This window comes from Streptomyces sp. NPDC006368 (assembly GCF_040612535.1).
Taxonomy (GTDB): domain Bacteria; phylum Actinomycetota; class Actinomycetes; order Streptomycetales; family Streptomycetaceae; genus Streptomyces.
Map to the genome: position 1 here is coordinate 13,905 of NZ_JBEXQK010000024.1, position 15,014 is coordinate 28,918.

The 15,014-nt window shown below is 71.7% G+C and carries 12 protein-coding genes; 5 read left to right on the plus strand and 7 right to left on the minus strand.

The window, feature by feature from the left end; all coding sequences use genetic code 11:
* Positions 1 to 245 precede the first annotated feature (245 nt).
* Both ABZZ38_RS18875 and ABZZ38_RS18880 read left to right on the plus strand, forming a co-directional pair.
* The gene (locus ABZZ38_RS18875) at positions 246 to 1,709 is read left to right on the plus strand and encodes an amino acid permease (protein WP_356741035.1); all 1,464 of its coding nucleotides are present in this window, start codon (positions 246 to 248) and stop codon (positions 1,707 to 1,709) included.
* A 10-nt stretch (positions 1,710 to 1,719) separates the two neighbouring features.
* Positions 1,720 to 2,175, plus strand: coding sequence for an Lrp/AsnC family transcriptional regulator (locus tag ABZZ38_RS18880; RefSeq protein WP_356741037.1), 456 nt, complete (start codon positions 1,720 to 1,722; stop codon positions 2,173 to 2,175).
* A 178-nt stretch (positions 2,176 to 2,353) separates the two neighbouring features.
* Here ABZZ38_RS18880 and ABZZ38_RS18885 read toward each other — a convergent pair whose 3' ends face one another.
* Positions 2,354 to 2,908: a Repetin gene (locus tag ABZZ38_RS18885; RefSeq protein WP_356741039.1), complete on the minus strand. Its 555-nt coding sequence runs from the start codon at positions 2,906 to 2,908 to the stop codon at positions 2,354 to 2,356.
* Positions 2,909 to 3,204: 296 nt separating this feature from the next.
* Between ABZZ38_RS18885 and ABZZ38_RS18890 the strand changes: the two genes are divergently transcribed.
* Together ABZZ38_RS18890 and ABZZ38_RS18895 are read left to right on the plus strand one after the other, a co-directional pair.
* The gene (locus ABZZ38_RS18890; protein WP_356741041.1) at positions 3,205 to 4,002 is read left to right on the plus strand and encodes a carbon-nitrogen hydrolase family protein; all 798 of its coding nucleotides are present in this window, start codon (positions 3,205 to 3,207) and stop codon (positions 4,000 to 4,002) included.
* Positions 4,003 to 4,052: 50 nt separating this feature from the next.
* A complete protein-coding gene (locus tag ABZZ38_RS18895; RefSeq protein ID WP_356741043.1) occupies positions 4,053 to 5,750 on the plus strand; it encodes an NAD(P)/FAD-dependent oxidoreductase in 1,698 nt (565 codons plus the stop codon).
* Here ABZZ38_RS18895 and ABZZ38_RS18900 read toward each other — a convergent pair.
* From ABZZ38_RS18900 to ABZZ38_RS18910, 3 genes are all read right to left on the minus strand, one after another.
* The gene (locus tag ABZZ38_RS18900) at positions 5,711 to 6,481 is read right to left on the minus strand and encodes a DUF5995 family protein (RefSeq protein WP_356741045.1); all 771 of its coding nucleotides are present in this window, start codon (positions 6,479 to 6,481) and stop codon (positions 5,711 to 5,713) included. The two genes, ABZZ38_RS18895 and ABZZ38_RS18900, sit on opposite strands and share 40 nt — an antisense overlap.
* Before the next feature lie 92 nt (positions 6,482 to 6,573).
* Positions 6,574 to 7,980, minus strand: a complete 1,407-nt coding sequence (locus ABZZ38_RS18905) for a solute carrier family 23 protein (protein WP_356741047.1) — start codon at positions 7,978 to 7,980, stop codon at positions 6,574 to 6,576.
* A gap of 185 nt (positions 7,981 to 8,165) precedes the next feature.
* Positions 8,166 to 9,392 carry an MFS transporter gene (locus tag ABZZ38_RS18910; protein ID WP_356741049.1) on the minus strand — a complete coding sequence of 409 codons (1,227 nt, stop codon included), beginning with the start codon at positions 9,390 to 9,392 and terminating at the stop codon, positions 8,166 to 8,168.
* 119 nt (positions 9,393 to 9,511) lie between these two features.
* Here ABZZ38_RS18910 and ABZZ38_RS18915 point away from each other — a divergent pair, with 119 nt between their 5' ends.
* Entirely contained in the window at positions 9,512 to 10,720 is a 1,209-nt protein-coding gene (locus ABZZ38_RS18915) for an ROK family transcriptional regulator (protein ID WP_356741051.1), read from the plus strand.
* Here the strand turns inward: ABZZ38_RS18915 and ABZZ38_RS18920 are convergent.
* From ABZZ38_RS18920 to ABZZ38_RS18930, 3 genes are all read right to left on the minus strand, one after another.
* Positions 10,710 to 11,450 carry an NAD(P)H-binding protein gene (locus tag ABZZ38_RS18920; protein WP_356741053.1) on the minus strand — a complete coding sequence of 247 codons (741 nt, stop codon included), beginning with the start codon at positions 11,448 to 11,450 and terminating at the stop codon, positions 10,710 to 10,712. The genes ABZZ38_RS18915 and ABZZ38_RS18920 overlap by 11 nt on opposite strands.
* Positions 11,451 to 11,500: 50 nt before the next feature.
* Positions 11,501 to 12,391: an RNA polymerase sigma-70 factor gene (locus ABZZ38_RS18925; RefSeq protein WP_356741055.1), complete on the minus strand. Its 891-nt coding sequence runs from the start codon at positions 12,389 to 12,391 to the stop codon at positions 11,501 to 11,503.
* A gap of 85 nt (positions 12,392 to 12,476) precedes the next feature.
* A complete protein-coding gene (locus ABZZ38_RS18930; protein ID WP_356741057.1) occupies positions 12,477 to 14,846 on the minus strand; it encodes a chitinase C-terminal domain-containing protein in 2,370 nt (789 codons plus the stop codon).
* Positions 14,847 to 15,014 lie beyond the last annotated feature (168 nt).

Consider the following 15,014-nt stretch of genomic DNA (forward strand, 5'->3'; position numbering starts at 1 on the left):
GTCGATTCGTGCGGCAGGGCGCAATGTTTCCCCGTCTGTGCCCCGATCGCGCAATGATCACGCGCCGATGCGCAACAACGATGCATTACGAGCGCGAAGCACGTCCGATTAGGCTCGTGCCTCGTACCAGGAGTGGCGGCGACCGCCTGCTCGGCGGTCCCCTTCCCCCGCGGGTGGCGCAGCACGCCCCGCGAGCCGCCGCGAGTCGCCGTCCTTCGACCCGCAGCGATGAAGGAGCCTCCGCAGTGCTGGACCAAGGCACAGCCCCTCCCGCCACCGAGCCGTCCGCGCCCAAGGCGTCCATGCTCTCCGCTCTCACCCGGCGCAAGTCGGTGGATGTGCTGGTCGCAGAGGGTGGAAAGGGCGAGGGCGGCACGCTCCGCCGCTCGCTCTCCATGTGGCAGCTGACCATGATCAGCATCGGTGCCACGCTCGGCACCGGCATTTTCGTCGTCCTCGGCGACAGCGTGCCCAAGGCCGGTCCGGCCGTCACCCTGGCCTTCGTGTTCGCGGGGCTCACCGCTCTCTTCTCGGCGCTCTCGTACGCCGAGCTGGCCGGCTCCATCCCGGTCGCCGGCTCCTCGTACTCGTACGCGTACGCAACGATGGGCGAGCTGGTCGCCTGGGTGTGCGGCTGGTGCCTGGTCCTGGAGTACGGCGTCTCCGTCGCCGCCGTGGCCGTCGGCTGGGGTGAGTACCTCAACGAGCTCCTCAACGGCACGATCGGCGTCACCATCCCGGACGTCCTCTCCTCGGCGCCCGGCGAGGGCGGCATCATCAACCTGCCCGGTCTGATCGTCGTGATGCTCGCCATGGTCTTCCTGCTCGGTGGTGCCAAGGAGTCCGCCCGCGCCAACACGATCATGGTCGCGGTGAAGATCGCCGCGCTGGTCCTCTTCTGCGCCATCGGCTTCACGGGATTCAAGTCCGGCAACTACGCCGACTTCATGCCCCTCGGCGTGGCCGGTGTCAGCGCCGCCGGCGCCAGCCTCTTCTTCTCGTACATCGGCTTCGACGCCGCCTCCACCGCCGGTGAGGAGGCGAAGAACCCGCAGCGCGACCTGCCTCGCGCGATCATGCTGTCGCTGGTCATCGTCACGGCGCTCTACGTCCTGGTCGCCGCCGTCGCCGTCGGCGCCTGGAACTGGAAGGACTTCGAGGGCTCCGAGGCCTCCCTGACCGCGATCATGAACGACGTCAGCGGTCAGACCGTCTGGGGCACGCTCCTCGCCGCCGGCGCCGTCATCTCCATCGCCAGCGTCGTCCTCACCGTCCTCTACGGCCAGACCCGCGTCCTGTTCGCCATGTCCCGCGACGGCCTGGTCCCCAAGGCGTTCGGCAAGGTCAGCGCCAAGACCGGCACGCCCCGCGTCAACACGGTCATCGTGTCGCTGTTCTGCGGCGCCCTCGCCTCCGTCATCCCGCTGGGCAAGCTCGTCGACGCGACCAGCATCGGCACGCTCTTCGCCTTCGCGCTCGTCAACATCGCGGTGATCGTGCTGCGCCGGACCCGCCCGGACATGCCGCGCACCTTCCGGGTGCCGCTCGGCTGGCTCTTCCCGGTGCTGGGCTTCGTCTTCTGCGCGTACAACATGTTCAGTCTCGACTCCGTGACGTGGGTCGTCTTCGGTGTCTGGATGGCCGTCGGGCTCGTGTTCTACTTCGTGTACGGCATGCGCCGCTCCAGACTGGCCACAGCAGAGAAGTGACCCACCCCCCGTGCGACTGAACGATCTCGACGAACGCATCGTCCACGCCCTCGCCGAAGACGCCCGCCGTTCCTACGCCGACATCGGTTCCATGGTCGGGCTCTCCGCCCCCGCCGTGAAGCGCCGGGTGGACCGGCTGCGGGCCGAGGGAGCGATCACCGGCTTCACGGTCCGGGTGGACCCGGCGGCGCTCGGCTGGGAGACCGAGGGGTTCATCGAGATCTACGCACGGGGCAACACCTCGCCCGAGACCATCCAGCGCGGTCTCGAGCGGTACCCGGAAGTCGCGTCCGCCTCCACCGTCACCGGGGAGGCGGACGCGATCGTCCAGGTCTTCGCGTCCGACATGCGCCACTTCGAGCGCGTGCTGGAGCGCATCGCGGGGGAGCCGTTCGTGGAGCGCACCAAGTCGGTGCTGGTGCTCTCCCCGCTGCTGCGGCGCTTCTCGTCGGGTTCGCCCGCCTGAGGTCCTGTCCGGCCGGTCCCGCCGGGCTCGCGCGCCGGGGCACGCGCGTCTGCGGCGTTGTCATCGGCCGCCGGTGATCCCCCGTAGCCCTTCGGACGGGAGGCCCCCCACTCGCCCGGGGGCACCCCCGGACGCGCTCACTGATCCGGAGCGATCGACCGGGCGGGCCCCGCCGTTCTCAGAGCTTCGGCTGCCAGGGCAGTACGCGGAAGTCGCCCGTGCCCGCCTTGACCTTCTCGAAGGGGGCCGCGCTCACGCACTTCGGCAGTTTCTTCGTCTCCTCGGGCTCGGACCCGATCCAGCTGTAGCCCAGCCGGTCGTGCCGGCCCTGGTCGTGGACCGAGATCCCGACCCGCTTGCCCTTGAACGGCGTGTCGCTGTCGGTGACGACACCTGTCACGACCGCCACCCTGCCGCCCGTCACCAGGCAGTCGACCCGGGCCTTCGCCCAGGCCGACCTTCCGTCCGGGAAGACGTGCCGGAAGCTGAAGGTGCCGGTCGCCGCCTCCGGGTCCATGGTGTCCTCGGCCGCGAGATGCGCGTCGAAGGTGAAGGAGATGTCGTCCCCGGCCGACCGGTACAGCTTGGCGGTCCCGGTGAGCGCGGCCGCCTCCCGCGGGCCGGTGCCCGCCCCGTCCCCGGAGGCGACGGCGGAGCCCGCCGCTCCGGCGCTGATCAGCAGGGCCGTGGCGAGGGCGGCGATCTTGGTACGGCGGTGTGCGACGCGGTTCATGACGGGATCCCTTTCGGCTGGTGACCGGATGCCCCCACTGTTCCGCCCGGGCCCCTCCGGCCACATCGCGCGGAGGTCGCGACCCTCCTCCGCCGGGCGGCGGAGAGCCCCGTACGACCCCCTCCGGGGACGCGCGCAATGAATCACCGCGGCGGACCGGTCCGCGCAATGGATCGACGGTCGGTCCGCAACGGTCACGCCTTGTCGGGGGAGAAGGCCGGACCGTACCGTTTTGAACGTCTTCTCGACACGTCTCGTACGCCATCCCCGTCCCGCACCCCGACAGAGGTCTGCCGATGCCGCCGCTGCGCACCGCCCTGCTCCAGAGCTCCGGTCAGCCCGGTGACGTCGCCGCCAATCTGAAGATCCTCGACGAGGCCGCCGCCCGCGCCGCCGCCACCGGTGCCGGACTGCTCGTCGCGCCCGAGATGTTCCTGACGGGGTACGCGATCGGCGACGGCGTGGAGCGGCTGGCCGAGGCCGCCGACGGCCCGTCCGCGCGGGCGATCGCCGACATCGCCGTCCGCCACGGCCTGGGCATCGCCTACGGCTACCCGGAGCGGGACGGCGGCGCCGTGTACAACTCCGCGCAGCTGATCGGCCCCGACGGCGTCCGGCTCCTGAACTACCGCAAGACCCACCTCTACGGCGACTTCGAGACCGGCTCCTTCACGACCGGCGACCGCCCCGTCGTCCAGGCCGACCTCGGCGGACTGCGGGTCGGCCTGATCATCTGCTACGACGTGGAGTTCCCCGAGAACGTCCGGGCGCACGCGCTCGCCGGCACCGACCTCCTCCTGGTGCCCACCGCGCTGATGCACCCCGCCGAGGTCGTCGCCGAGTCCGTCGTCCCGGTGCGCGCCTTCGAGAACCAGCTGTACATCGCGTACGCCAACCGCGTCGGACAGGAGGGCGACTTCGAGTTCGTCGGCCTGTCCGCCCTGGCCGGCCCCGACGGCACCGCCCGCTCCCGCGCGGGCCGCGCCGAGGAGCTGATCACCGGTGACGTCGACCCGGAGCTCCTGACCGCCTCGCGCGAGGCCAACCCCTATCTGCGCGACCGCCGCCCCGGCCTCTACACGTCGCTGCTCTGACCTTCCTCCCGCTCCACCCCTTCTTCACCCGTGCAAGGAGTCCGTACCCCATGACGTCCACGGTGCCCACCGCCGTCCAGCACACCGACGCCCAGCCGCCGATCACCATGTTCGGCCCGGACTTCCCGTACGCCTACGACGACTACCTGGCCCACCCGGCCGGGCTCGGCCAGATACCCGCGACCGAGCACGGCACCGAGGTCGCCGTCATCGGCGGCGGGCTCTCCGGCATCATCGCCGCGTACGAGCTGATGAAGATGGGCCTCAAGCCCGTCGTGTACGAGGCCGACCAGATCGGCGGCCGGCTGCGCACCGTCGGCTTCGAGGGCACCGGTACGGAAGGCCTGACGGCCGAGATGGGCGCCATGCGCTTCCCGCCTTCCTCCACCGCGCTCCAGCACTACATCGACCTGGTGGGCCTGGAGACCCGGCCGTTCCCGAACCCGCTGGCCGAGTGCACCCCGTCGACCGTCGTCGACCTCAAGGGCGAGTCGCACTACGCCGAGACCGTCGAGGACCTGCCGCAGGTCTACCGCGACGTGGCGAAGGCCTGGAGCGACTGCCTGGAGGAGGGCGCGGACTTCTCCGACATGAACCGCGCCATGCGTGAGCGCGACGTCCCGCGCATCCGGGAGATCTGGTCCCGGCTCGTCGAGAAGCTGGACAACCAGACCTTCTACGGCTTCCTGTGCGACTCCGAGGCGTTCAAGTCCTTCCGGCACCGCGAGATCTTCGGCCAGGTCGGCTTCGGCACGGGCGGCTGGGACACCGACTTCCCCAACTCCATCCTGGAGATCCTCCGCGTCGTCTACACCGAGGCCGACGACCACCACCGCGGCATCGTCGGCGGCTCGCAGCAGCTGCCGCTGCGCCTGTGGGAGCGCGAGCCGGAGAAGATCGTCCACTGGCCGTACGGTACGTCGCTGAAGACGCTGCACGAGGGCGGCGAGCCCAAGCCCGCCGTGACGCGCCTGCACCGCACCGCCGGCAACCGCATCACCGTCACGGACGCGAACGGTGACATCCGCACGTACCAGGCGGCGATCTTCACCGCCCAGTCCTGGCTGCTGCTCTCCAAGATCGCCTGCGACGACTCGCTGTTCCCCATCGACCACTGGACGGCGATGGAGCGCACCCACTACATGGAGTCGTCCAAGCTCTTCGTGCCGGTGGACCGCCCCTTCTGGCTGGACAAGGACGAGGAGACCGGCCGTGACGTCATGTCGATGACGCTTACCGACCGGATGACCCGCGGCACGTACCTGCTGGACGACGGTCCCGACAAGCCGGCCGTCATCTGCCTCTCGTACACGTGGTGCGACGACAGCCTGAAGTGGCTGCCGCTGTCCGCGCAGGAGCGCATGGAGGTCATGCTCAAGTCGCTCGGCGAGATCTACCCGAAGGTCGACATCCGCAAGCACATCATCGGCAACCCGGTGACCGTGTCGTGGGAGAACGAGCCGTACTTCATGGGCGCCTTCAAGGCCAACCTGCCCGGGCACTACCGCTACCAGCGCCGCCTGTTCACGCACTTCATGCAGGACCGGCTGCCCGAGGACAAGCGGGGCGTCTTCCTCGCGGGCGACGACATCTCCTGGACGGCGGGTTGGGCCGAGGGAGCCGTGCAGACCGCGCTGAACGCGGTGTGGGGCGTCATGCGCCACTTCGGCGGTGAGACCGACGCGTCGAACCCGGGGCCGGGCGACGTCTACGACGAGATCGCGCCGGTCGAGCTCCCGGAGGACTGAGCCGGGCACCGGTCCAGGGGGGTCAGCAGCATCCGGCCCACCAGGCCGACGGAGCGGTCGAGGCGTTCGGTGAACTCCTCGGCCAGCTCCGGCAGCCGGGGCGCCAGCCGCCGCAGCTGCCACAGCGAGCGGGCCGTGAGCCACGCCCCGTCGCGGGCCCGCTCCAGGCTCCAGCAGCCCAGCAGATGCGTCAGCGGGTCCGCGATCTCCAGCAGATCGGGACCCGGCATCAGCTCTTCGCGGATGCGCTCCTCCAGCAGCGTGAGGATGTCGCCCACCTGCTCGAACTCGCCCTCCACATCGGCCGGTTCGCAGCCGAGCGTACGGCAGGTGTCCACCACCGCCAGCGCCAGGTCGTGCCCGATGTGCGCGTTGATCCCGGCCAGCGCGAACTGCAGCGGCCGTACACCGGGATGGCGCCGGTACTGGAACAGCGGCTGCCAGCACGCCGGTGGCCGCCCGCCGGCGGCGACCGCGTCCACCGCCGCCAGGTACCGCTCGGCGAAGCGCACGTCCAGCGTGACGGCGGCCCGGCGGTCGGTGAAGAGGCCCGCGTCGATACGCCGGTCGATCTCCTCCGTCACCGTCAGGTAGACCCGGTTGAAGACCGCCACCCCGTCCGTCTCCGGCCACACGGAGCGGAACGCGCGCATCCGCGCCATGACCGCGTCCACCGCGTCCACCGCGTCGACCGCCGGCGGGGCCGGCGGGAACTGTTCGATCTGCGCCATGGGGGCAGCGTCCCAGGACGTGTGCCCCCGGTGGCGTCACCGAGCCGGGCTTCCCCGAAACGGACGAACGGCCGGCCCGGGCCGGACCGGCCCTACGCCCTGGCGACCGGCTGATCGCCCTCGCCGCTGTCGTACGCCGACGTGCCCGCGTCCAGCAGGGGCTCTTCCGGGCGCTCCTTCATATGGGCCGGGGCGAAGGCGCGCAGCACGTGGTAGCCGGTGATGACGACGATCGTGCCGAGCGCGATGCCGCCCAGCTCGAAGGTGTCGCTGATCCTCAGGTTGACGCCGCCGACACCGATGATGATGCCCGCGGCGGCCGGGACGAGGTTCAGCGGGTTGCGCAGGTCGACCTTCGCGTTGATCCAGATCTGCGCGCCGAGCAGGCCGATCATGCCGTACAGGATGACGGTGATGCCGCCCAGTACGCCGCCGGGGATGGCGGCGACGACCGCGCCGAACTTGGGGCACAGGCCGAAGAGCAGCGCGAAGCCCGCGGCGGCCCAGTACGCGGCGGTCGAGTAGACCCGGGTGGCCGCCATGACGCCGATGTTCTCGGAGTACGTGGTGTTCGGCGGGCCGCCCAGGGCGGTGGAGAGGACGGAGGCGGCGCCGTCGGCGGCGATGGCGGTGCCCAGCTTGTCGTCGAGCGGTTCGCCGGTCATCTCGCCGACGGCCTTGACGTGCCCGGCGTTCTCGGCGATGAGCGCGATGACGACCGGGAGGGCGACGAGGATCGCGGACCACTCGAAGGCGGGAGCGTGGAAGGACGGCAGCCCGAGCCAGTCGGCCCTGGCCACGCCGGACAGGTCCAGGCGCCAGTGGTCGACGGCCTCGGCGCCGCCGAGCGGCGAGTGGATCTTGCCGAAGACCAGGTCGAGCACCCAGGAGAGGGCGTACCCGAAGACCAGGCCCAGGAAGATCGCCACCCGGGACCAGAACCCGCGCAGGCACACCACGGCCAGCCCGGTGAACAGCATGACGAGCAGGGCCGTCCACTGGTCCTGCGGCCAGTACGTCGACGCCGTCACCGGCGCCAGGTTGAAGCCGATCAGCATCACCACGGCGCCCGTGACGACGGGCGGCATCGCGGCGTGGATGATCCGGGCACCGAACGTCCGTACCGCCAGCCCCGCCAGGAACAGCGCCGCACCGACCACCAGCACCGCGCCGGTGACGGTGGCGCTGTCCCCGCCGGTGGCCCGGATGGTGGCGGCCACGCCCACGAAGGACAGTGAACAGCCGAGGTAGCTGGGGACCCTGCCGCGCGTGGCGAGCAGGAACACCACCGTCGCGACGCCGGACATCATGATCGCGAGGTTGGGGTCGAGCCCCATCAGGACCGGCGCGACGAACGACGCGCCGAACATGGCCACCACGTGCTGTGCGCCGAGTCCGACCGTACGGGGCCAGGAGAGCCGCTCGTCGGGTCGGACGACGGCGCCGGGGGCGGGTGTGCGCCCGTCGCCGTGCAGGGTCCAGCGCACGCCGAGGTTCATGGGGGATGGCTCCAGTTCTCCGGTTCGGGGGGCCGCCGCCGCACGGCCGGGTCCCGGCCGGGGCGTGGCCGAAAAAGACCAGCCGCCATGGTAATCCGACGCCCGTGCGACCGGGTCTCCCCGAGATGCGGCTCAGCGCGGCTCACCCGGCGCCGGGTGCGCGTCGGCGCGGCTCAGCGCACGGCTCAGCGCGGGTTCTTCTCCGCCGCCGAGCTCCTGTCCGCCGCGCCGCCCGCCGGCGTACGCGACGTCCGGTCGCCCGTGCGCAGCACCCCCGCGCCCAGCACCAGACCGAAAGCCAGCAGGGTGACCAGCCCGAACGACACCGTCAGTGACGTCACGTCGGCCACCGCGCCGATCGCCGACGGCGCGATCAGCCCCGAGGTGTACGTGATCGTGGCGACGCCCGCGATCGCCTGGCTGGGGTTCGGCCCACTGCGCCCGGCCGCCGCGAACGCCAGCGGCACGACGACGGCCACGCCCAGCCCGAGCAGCCCGAACCCGGCCAGCGCGGCCCCCGGGTGCGGCGCGGCGACCACCAGGGCACCGCCGGCCGTCGCCGCCAGGCCCCCGACCCGTACCGTGCGCACCGCGCCGAACCGGTCGACCACCTTGTCGCCGACCAGCCGCGCCACCGCCATGGTCAGCGCGAACGCGGTGGTCGAGGCGGCCGCGAGACCCGCCGACGCACCCAACCGGTCACGCAGGTAGACCGCCGACCAGTCCAGGCTCGCGCCCTCCGCGAACACGCCGCAGAAGCCGATGGCACCGATCACCAGGGCCGACCGGGGCGGCAGGGTGAACCGCGGCGGCGGCTCCTCGTCCGGCGCGCTGCGCAGGTCCAGGACGCCCTGGCAGAAGACCGCGCCCAGCGTGGTGAGCGCGAGCGCCGCGACGAGGTGGTGCAGCCGGGCGTCACTGCCCAGGTGCGCGGCGAGGGTGCCGGCCGCCGAGCCGAGCAGGGCGCCCACGCTCCACATGCCGTGCAGGCTCGACATGATCGACTTGTCGAGCCGGTTCTCCACCTCGACGCCCAGGGCGTTCATCGCCACATCGGACATGCCGGCCGTGGCGCCGAAGACGAAGAGGGCGCCGCAGAGTCCGTAGATGTTGGGCGCCAGCGACGGCAGGGTCAGCGACAGCGTCCACAGCGCGAGCAGCCCGCGCAGCGCCGCGCGGGCGCCGAAGCGGTGGCTGATCGCGCCCGCCAGCGGCATCGCCGCCGACGCGCCGAGCGCGGGGAAGGCGAGCGCGAGGCCGAGCTGGCCCGCGCTGACGCCCGCGTGGTCCTGGATCCACGGGACGCGGGTGGCGAAGCTGCCGGTCACGGCACCGTGCACACAGAACACGGCGGCCACGGCGAACCGGGCCCGCCTCAGCCCTTCCCTGCTGAACGTCGCGTCCTGTGCCACGGGCCCTCCCCGGTCGGTGGTTCCAGTGCTTTCCCCAGCGGTGGAACGGTAAATTATCAGGAACCCTGCCTGATAGTAAGGTGGCAGAGACGAGTGATGAGTCCTGAGAGGATCCCGGCATGCCCGCATCGCCCAGCACCGCCCGGGCCATCAACGACCGGCTCGCGCTCCGGCTCCTCCAGGACGAAGGCCCGCTCACGGCCGGCCAGCTCAAGAGCCTGACCGGCCTGTCCCGCCCCACCATCGCCGATCTCGTCGAACGGCTCCAGGGCTCCGGCCTGATCCAGGTGGTCGGGGAGGCCGGTGCCGACCGGCGCGGCCCCAACGCACGGCTGTACGGGATCGTCGCCGACCGCGCCCACCTCGCCGCCCTCGACGTACGCACCACCAGCGTCTCCGTCGTCGTCACCGACCTGCTGGGCGCCACACTCGCCGAGGCGTCCATGCCGATGGACGCCCACGCCACCGGCGACCCCGAGCCCGCGGTGGACCGCGCGGTGGCGCTGCTGGAGCGGACGGTGGCCGAATGCGGCCACCCCCACGCCGGAGGCGTGGGCGGAGTACGGCGGCTGCACACCGTCGGCATCGGGGCCCCCGGCCTGATCGATCCGGCCACGGGTGAGCTCCGCGACTCGACCGGCCTCCCGGCCTGGCACCGGCGGCTCGTCACCGTCCTCCAGGAGCGGCTGCCCGCGACCGTCCTCGTCGAGAACGAGACCAATCTCGCGGCCGTGGCGGAACAGCGCGAGGGGGCGGCCCGTGACCGCGACACGTTCGTGCTGCTGTGGCTCGGCCACGGCGTCGGCGCGGCCGTCCTCCTGGACGGCAGGCTGCGGCGCGGCGCGTCGGGCGGCGCCGGCGAGATCGGGTTCCTGCCCGTGCCGGGTACGGGCGGCCTGCCCTCGGCCACCGGCTGCGACGGCGGTTTCCACGCGCTGGCCGGGTCGGCCGCGATCCGGTCACTGGCGGGGGAGTACGGCATCGAGGCCGCCGACCGGGACGGTGAGCCGGCCGGCGCGGTGGCCGTGCGGACGGCCCTGGCCGGCGGCGGAGGGGAGCCCTTCCTGGACGCCCTCGCCGACCGCGTCGCCCTCGGCGCCGCAGCCGTCAGCGCCGTACTGGACCCGGGCTGCGTGGTCCTGGGCGGCGAGGTCGGCCACGCGGGCGGCCCCGAGCTGGCCGCCCGCGTCGAGGCCCGGCTCGCCGAGCTGTCCCCGCTGCGCACCGGGGTGCGGGCGAGCGCGCTGGGTGGTGCGGCGGTCCTGCGCGGCGCCCTCCTGACGGTCCGCGACGCGGCGCAGGACGAGCTGTTCGCCCCTATGAGGTGAGCCGGCGCTCCAGGAACTCCTCGAACGTGCCCGTGCCCACCGCGTTCCCGGGCGCCAGGTGGCCGCCCGCCCGCATACCCCGGTAGGCCTTGCCCGCCAGCGGCACGTTCACCACCGGACGGCGGCGCCCGGACACCCGCAGGTAGGCGCGGGCCAGGTCCGGGAACGTCCGCACCTCGGGGCCGCCCATGTCCGGCACCCGGCCCGCGGGCGCCCCCGACGCCAGCTCGGCGAGCCGGACGGCGACCTCCGCGACCTCGACGGGCTGGTCGCTCACGCCCGCCGGGAGCAGCATCACCGGAACCTTGGCCACCGCCTGGAGCAGCGACAGCACCAGGTCGTGGAACTGCGTCGTACGCAGCACCGTCCAGCCGAGCCCCGACTCCTCGATCAGCCGCTCCACCGCGAGCTTCGTCCGGTAGTAGCCGAGCGGCACCCGGTCCACGCCCACGATCGAGATGTACGCCAGGTGGCCGACCCCGGCCCGCCGCGCCGCCCCGATCAGGTTCCGCGCCGCCTTCTCGTCGCCGCGCGGCGAGGACGCGCAGTGCACGACCGTGTCGACACCCGCGAGCGCCGCGTCCAGCTCCGCGCCGCCCTCGCGCAGATCGACGGCGTACGGCTCCGAGTGACGGCTCAGCACCCGCACCGCGTGCCCGTCCGCGCGCAGCAGCTCGACGACATGCCTGCCCAGCGTGCCGGTCCCGCCGGTCACCAGAATCGTGGTCATCCTCAGCTCCTTCTGACGTCATCGACAGTCATCAGTGAGGAACCGGTGACCTACCGGGAATGTGACAGCTGGCGCGCCGCGAACGCGAGTTTGTGCGGATTCACCACGGCCCGTACGTGCGCGATCGCCCCGTCCCGGATCTCGAACGAGGCGATGGCCAGGAGCGTGCCCCCGTCCCACGCGGCCAGCGCGGGCGCTCCGTTGACCTCCACGACGGTGAGGTCCAGGCCGGCCGCGAACCCCTGCGACGCACCCGCCAGGAACCGAAGTACCTTCTCCCGCCCCAGAATCGGCCTGCGAGCCGCTGTCACCACGCCACCGCCGTCGCCCGACCAGGTCACGTCGGCCGCCAGCAGCTTCTCCAGCCCGGCCAGATCGCCCTCCCGGGCGGCCGTGATGAACGACTCCACGAGCCCCCGGTGCTCCTCGCGCCCGGCCCGGAACCGCCCCTCGGGCGCGGCCACCCGCGCCGCCGCCCGCCTGTACAGCTGGCGGCAGTTCGCCTCGCCGATCTCCAGCACCCCGGCGATCTCGCGGTGGCTGTACGCGAACGCCTCGCGCAGCACGTACACCGCGCGCTCCGTCGGGGTGAGCCGCTCCAGCAGCACCAGCAGCGCCATCGACACGGCGTCGCGCCGCTCGGCCGACTCCAGCGGCCCGAGCGCCCCGTCGGCCGTCACCACCGGCTCCGGCAGCCACGGCCCCGGGTACTCCTCCCGCGTGACGCGCGCGGAGGTGAGGCGGTTAAGGCACAGGTGGGTGACGACCTTGGCGAGCCAGGCGCCGGGGTGCCGGATCTGCTCCCGGTCCGCGCCGCTCCAGCGCAGATACGCGTCCTGGACGGTGTCCTCTGCCTCCTCGGCGGAGCCGAGCATCCGGTAGGCGAGGCCGAACATGCGCGGGCGGTGCGTCTCGAACTCGTCGGCATGCGCTCTGGTCACGCGACCAGCTTGCCACGGATCATGAAGAGGCCCGGCGGCGGCAAGGGCCGTGCGTACGCCGCCGGGCTCCGCCCCGGTGACCTGGTCAGCAGGCGCCGAGGTCCTGCCAGACACCCCACTCGCCGGTGGTGCCGGGCACCTCGCCCTTCGTCCACCACCTCGCCTTCCAGGTGTGGGACGCGTGGGACACCGTGGTGCCGCCGCCGTACTCGGCCGTCGCGCTCCACGCGGGCGCCGTGCACGCGCCCGGCGTGGGAGTCGGGGTCGGCGTCGGGGTGGGAGTGGGCGTCGGTGTCGGTGTGGGAGTCGGTGTGGGCGTCGGACCCGTGCCGGAGCCGGGCTCCACGACCGTCGTACCGCGCGCCAGGTCACCGGCGAGCGCGTACGTCGTGCCGCCGATGATCACCGTCCAGTTCCACGGGGTCGAGACCGGCAGGTAGTAGTTGAAGGACAGCTCCACCGTCGCGCCGGGCGCCAGCGTCTGCCAGGCCGGCAGCTTCAGCGAGACGCGGTGGAAGTCGCCCTTCAGGCCGCCCACGTTGCCGCCCGTGTGGTCACTGCTGATCACCTTGGTACCGAAGCCCGACTGGTCGGAGGCGTTGCCCGGCGCCGCCGTGGAGTAGTCGAACTGGAACTCCGTACCGCCCGGCAGCGTCGTCTTCGTGTGGTTGGTGATCTTCACCTTAGGCGTGATCGGGTAGTTCGAGTCGCCCAGCTTGAAGTCGCCGAACTCCACGCCGATGTTCACCGCCTTCGTGGGCAGCGCCTTGTTCGAGACCTTCGCGCCGTACGGCGTGGCCGCCTTGAACTTGTCGTACATCAGGGAGGTCAGCGTGGAGCCGGGCTCGTACTGGCCCTTGGCCGCGTTCCAGCCGTAGTCACCGGCCAGCTCCCACACCATCGTGCCGCCGATGCCCTTGTCGACCACGTAGTCGGCCTTGCGCGCGACGGACTGCTCGTCCTCCGTGGACAGGAAGACCTTCTTGTCGGCGTTCCACAGCCACGGCGCGACGAGCGTCGCGTCGTACTTGCGGGCGTAGGTCCCGGCCAGCCTGGTGTCGGCGGGGAATCCGTAGCTCTTCAGGTAGTCGCCGAGGACGCCCTTCTCCAGGTTCTTGGCGTGCCACATCGGGTTCGAGCCGGCCGGCGACTCCTTGCCGTTGTCGTCCTTGTCGTGCCACAGGTTGTCGATGCCGACGGCGCCGTCACCGCACTTGGTCAGCCCGGAACCGGCCGGGCAGGTGGTCGCCGCGGCCTTGCCCCACAGGCCGTCGGTGCCGCCCTGCACGTTCTTGAAGCCGCGCGTGTAGTACGGCAGACCGATGTTGATGCGCCCGGCGGGCATCGAGCCGCGGAAGTAGTGGTACGCCCAGTCGGTGTTGAGGTAGCCGATGCCGCCGTACTGCTGGCTGCCGTAGACGCCCGCCGCCGCCAGCTCCGCGTCCTTGCCGTCGTCGAAGAGCGAGGCGTTCGGGCCGACGTACTCGTTCCAGGCGCCGTGGAGGTCGTAGGACATGATGTTGACGTAGTCCAGGTACCTCTGGACCTGGAACGTCTCCATACCGCGCAGCAGATAGCCGGAGGAGGGGGCCGCGACCGTGAGCAGGTAGTGCCTGCCGTCGGCCGCCCCCGCCCGGTCCAGCTTCTCGCGCAGGGTCTTCATCAGCGCCGCGTAGCCCTTGACCAGGCCGCCGCGGCGGGCGTTGGAGACCGCGTAGTCGAGCGGGTTGCCCGCGTCCTTCATGGAGGTCGGGTACTCGTAGTCGATGTCGACGCCGTTGAACCCGTACTTCTTGACGAAGGCGACCGCCGAGTCGGCGAAGGTGTCGATGCCGGCCTGGTTCACCGAGCCGTCGGCGTTGGTGGCCATCGAGTAGAAGCCGCCGGAGTTGACGCGCTTGCCGTCGTCGCCGAAGTACCCGCCGGTCTCGGCCCAGCCGCCCACGGAGATCAGCGTCTTGACGTTCGGGTGCTGCTTCTTGAACTTGTTGAGCAGGTTGAAATGCCCCTTGTACGTGTACGAGGGGTCCATCGCGGCGCCCGCGACGCCCGGCCAGGTCATCCCGGTGGCGGCGTTGTTCGCGCCGTCCGCGCCGACGGACAGCCTGTTGGCGGAGTCGATGTGCCCGAAGGCGTAGTTGATGTGGGTGACCTTGTCCCACGGGATGTCGGAGGCGAGATAGGCGGGGGTTCCGTCCTTGCCGGTACGCCAGCCGGTGAAGTAGCCGATGACGCGGCGCTGGTGGTCGGCGCCCATCTTCTCGCGGCCCTCGGTGTCGTAGACCGAGCAGTACGGGACGTCGACACCGGGCGTCGCGTGGAGGCCGTCCGGCCGACAGGACGCGTGGTCGGTGGCGGCGTGGGAGACGCCGCCGGAGAGCGAGCCGAGCAGCAGTCCGGCGACGGCGGCGCCGGACGCGAGCAGCGTGGCTCGTCTGTGTGTGGGGGTCAGCACGGTCGGTTCCTCCTGGGGAGGTAGGGCACACAACTGGCGAAAGGGTGGGTCGTGTTGAGCCCTGGCGTGCGCACACCGGCGGGCCGTCTCCGTGGAGGTGACGCAGACATTAAAAGGACTAGACCAGAGCGTCAATAGGTCTGGACCAGATCGGGCGGTGGCGCCCGC

Excerpts from the sequence above, each read along its gene's own strand:
- ABZZ38_RS18915 (WP_356741051.1), top strand. The coding sequence starts at position 9,512 with ATGCCCGCATCGCCCAGCACCGCCCGGGCCATCAACGACCGGCTCGCG.
- ABZZ38_RS18890 (WP_356741041.1), top strand. The coding sequence starts at position 3,205 with ATGCCGCCGCTGCGCACCGCCCTGCTCCAGAGCTCCGGTCAGCCCGGT.
- ABZZ38_RS18895 (WP_356741043.1), top strand. The coding sequence starts at position 4,053 with ATGACGTCCACGGTGCCCACCGCCGTCCAGCACACCGACGCCCAGCCG.
- ABZZ38_RS18900 (WP_356741045.1), bottom strand. The coding sequence starts at position 6,481 with ATGGCGCAGATCGAACAGTTCCCGCCGGCCCCGCCGGCGGTCGACGCG.
- ABZZ38_RS18920 (WP_356741053.1), bottom strand. The coding sequence starts at position 11,450 with ATGACCACGATTCTGGTGACCGGCGGGACCGGCACGCTGGGCAGGCAT.
- ABZZ38_RS18885 (WP_356741039.1), bottom strand. The coding sequence starts at position 2,908 with ATGAACCGCGTCGCACACCGCCGTACCAAGATCGCCGCCCTCGCCACG.
- ABZZ38_RS18905 (WP_356741047.1), bottom strand. The coding sequence starts at position 7,980 with ATGAACCTCGGCGTGCGCTGGACCCTGCACGGCGACGGGCGCACACCC.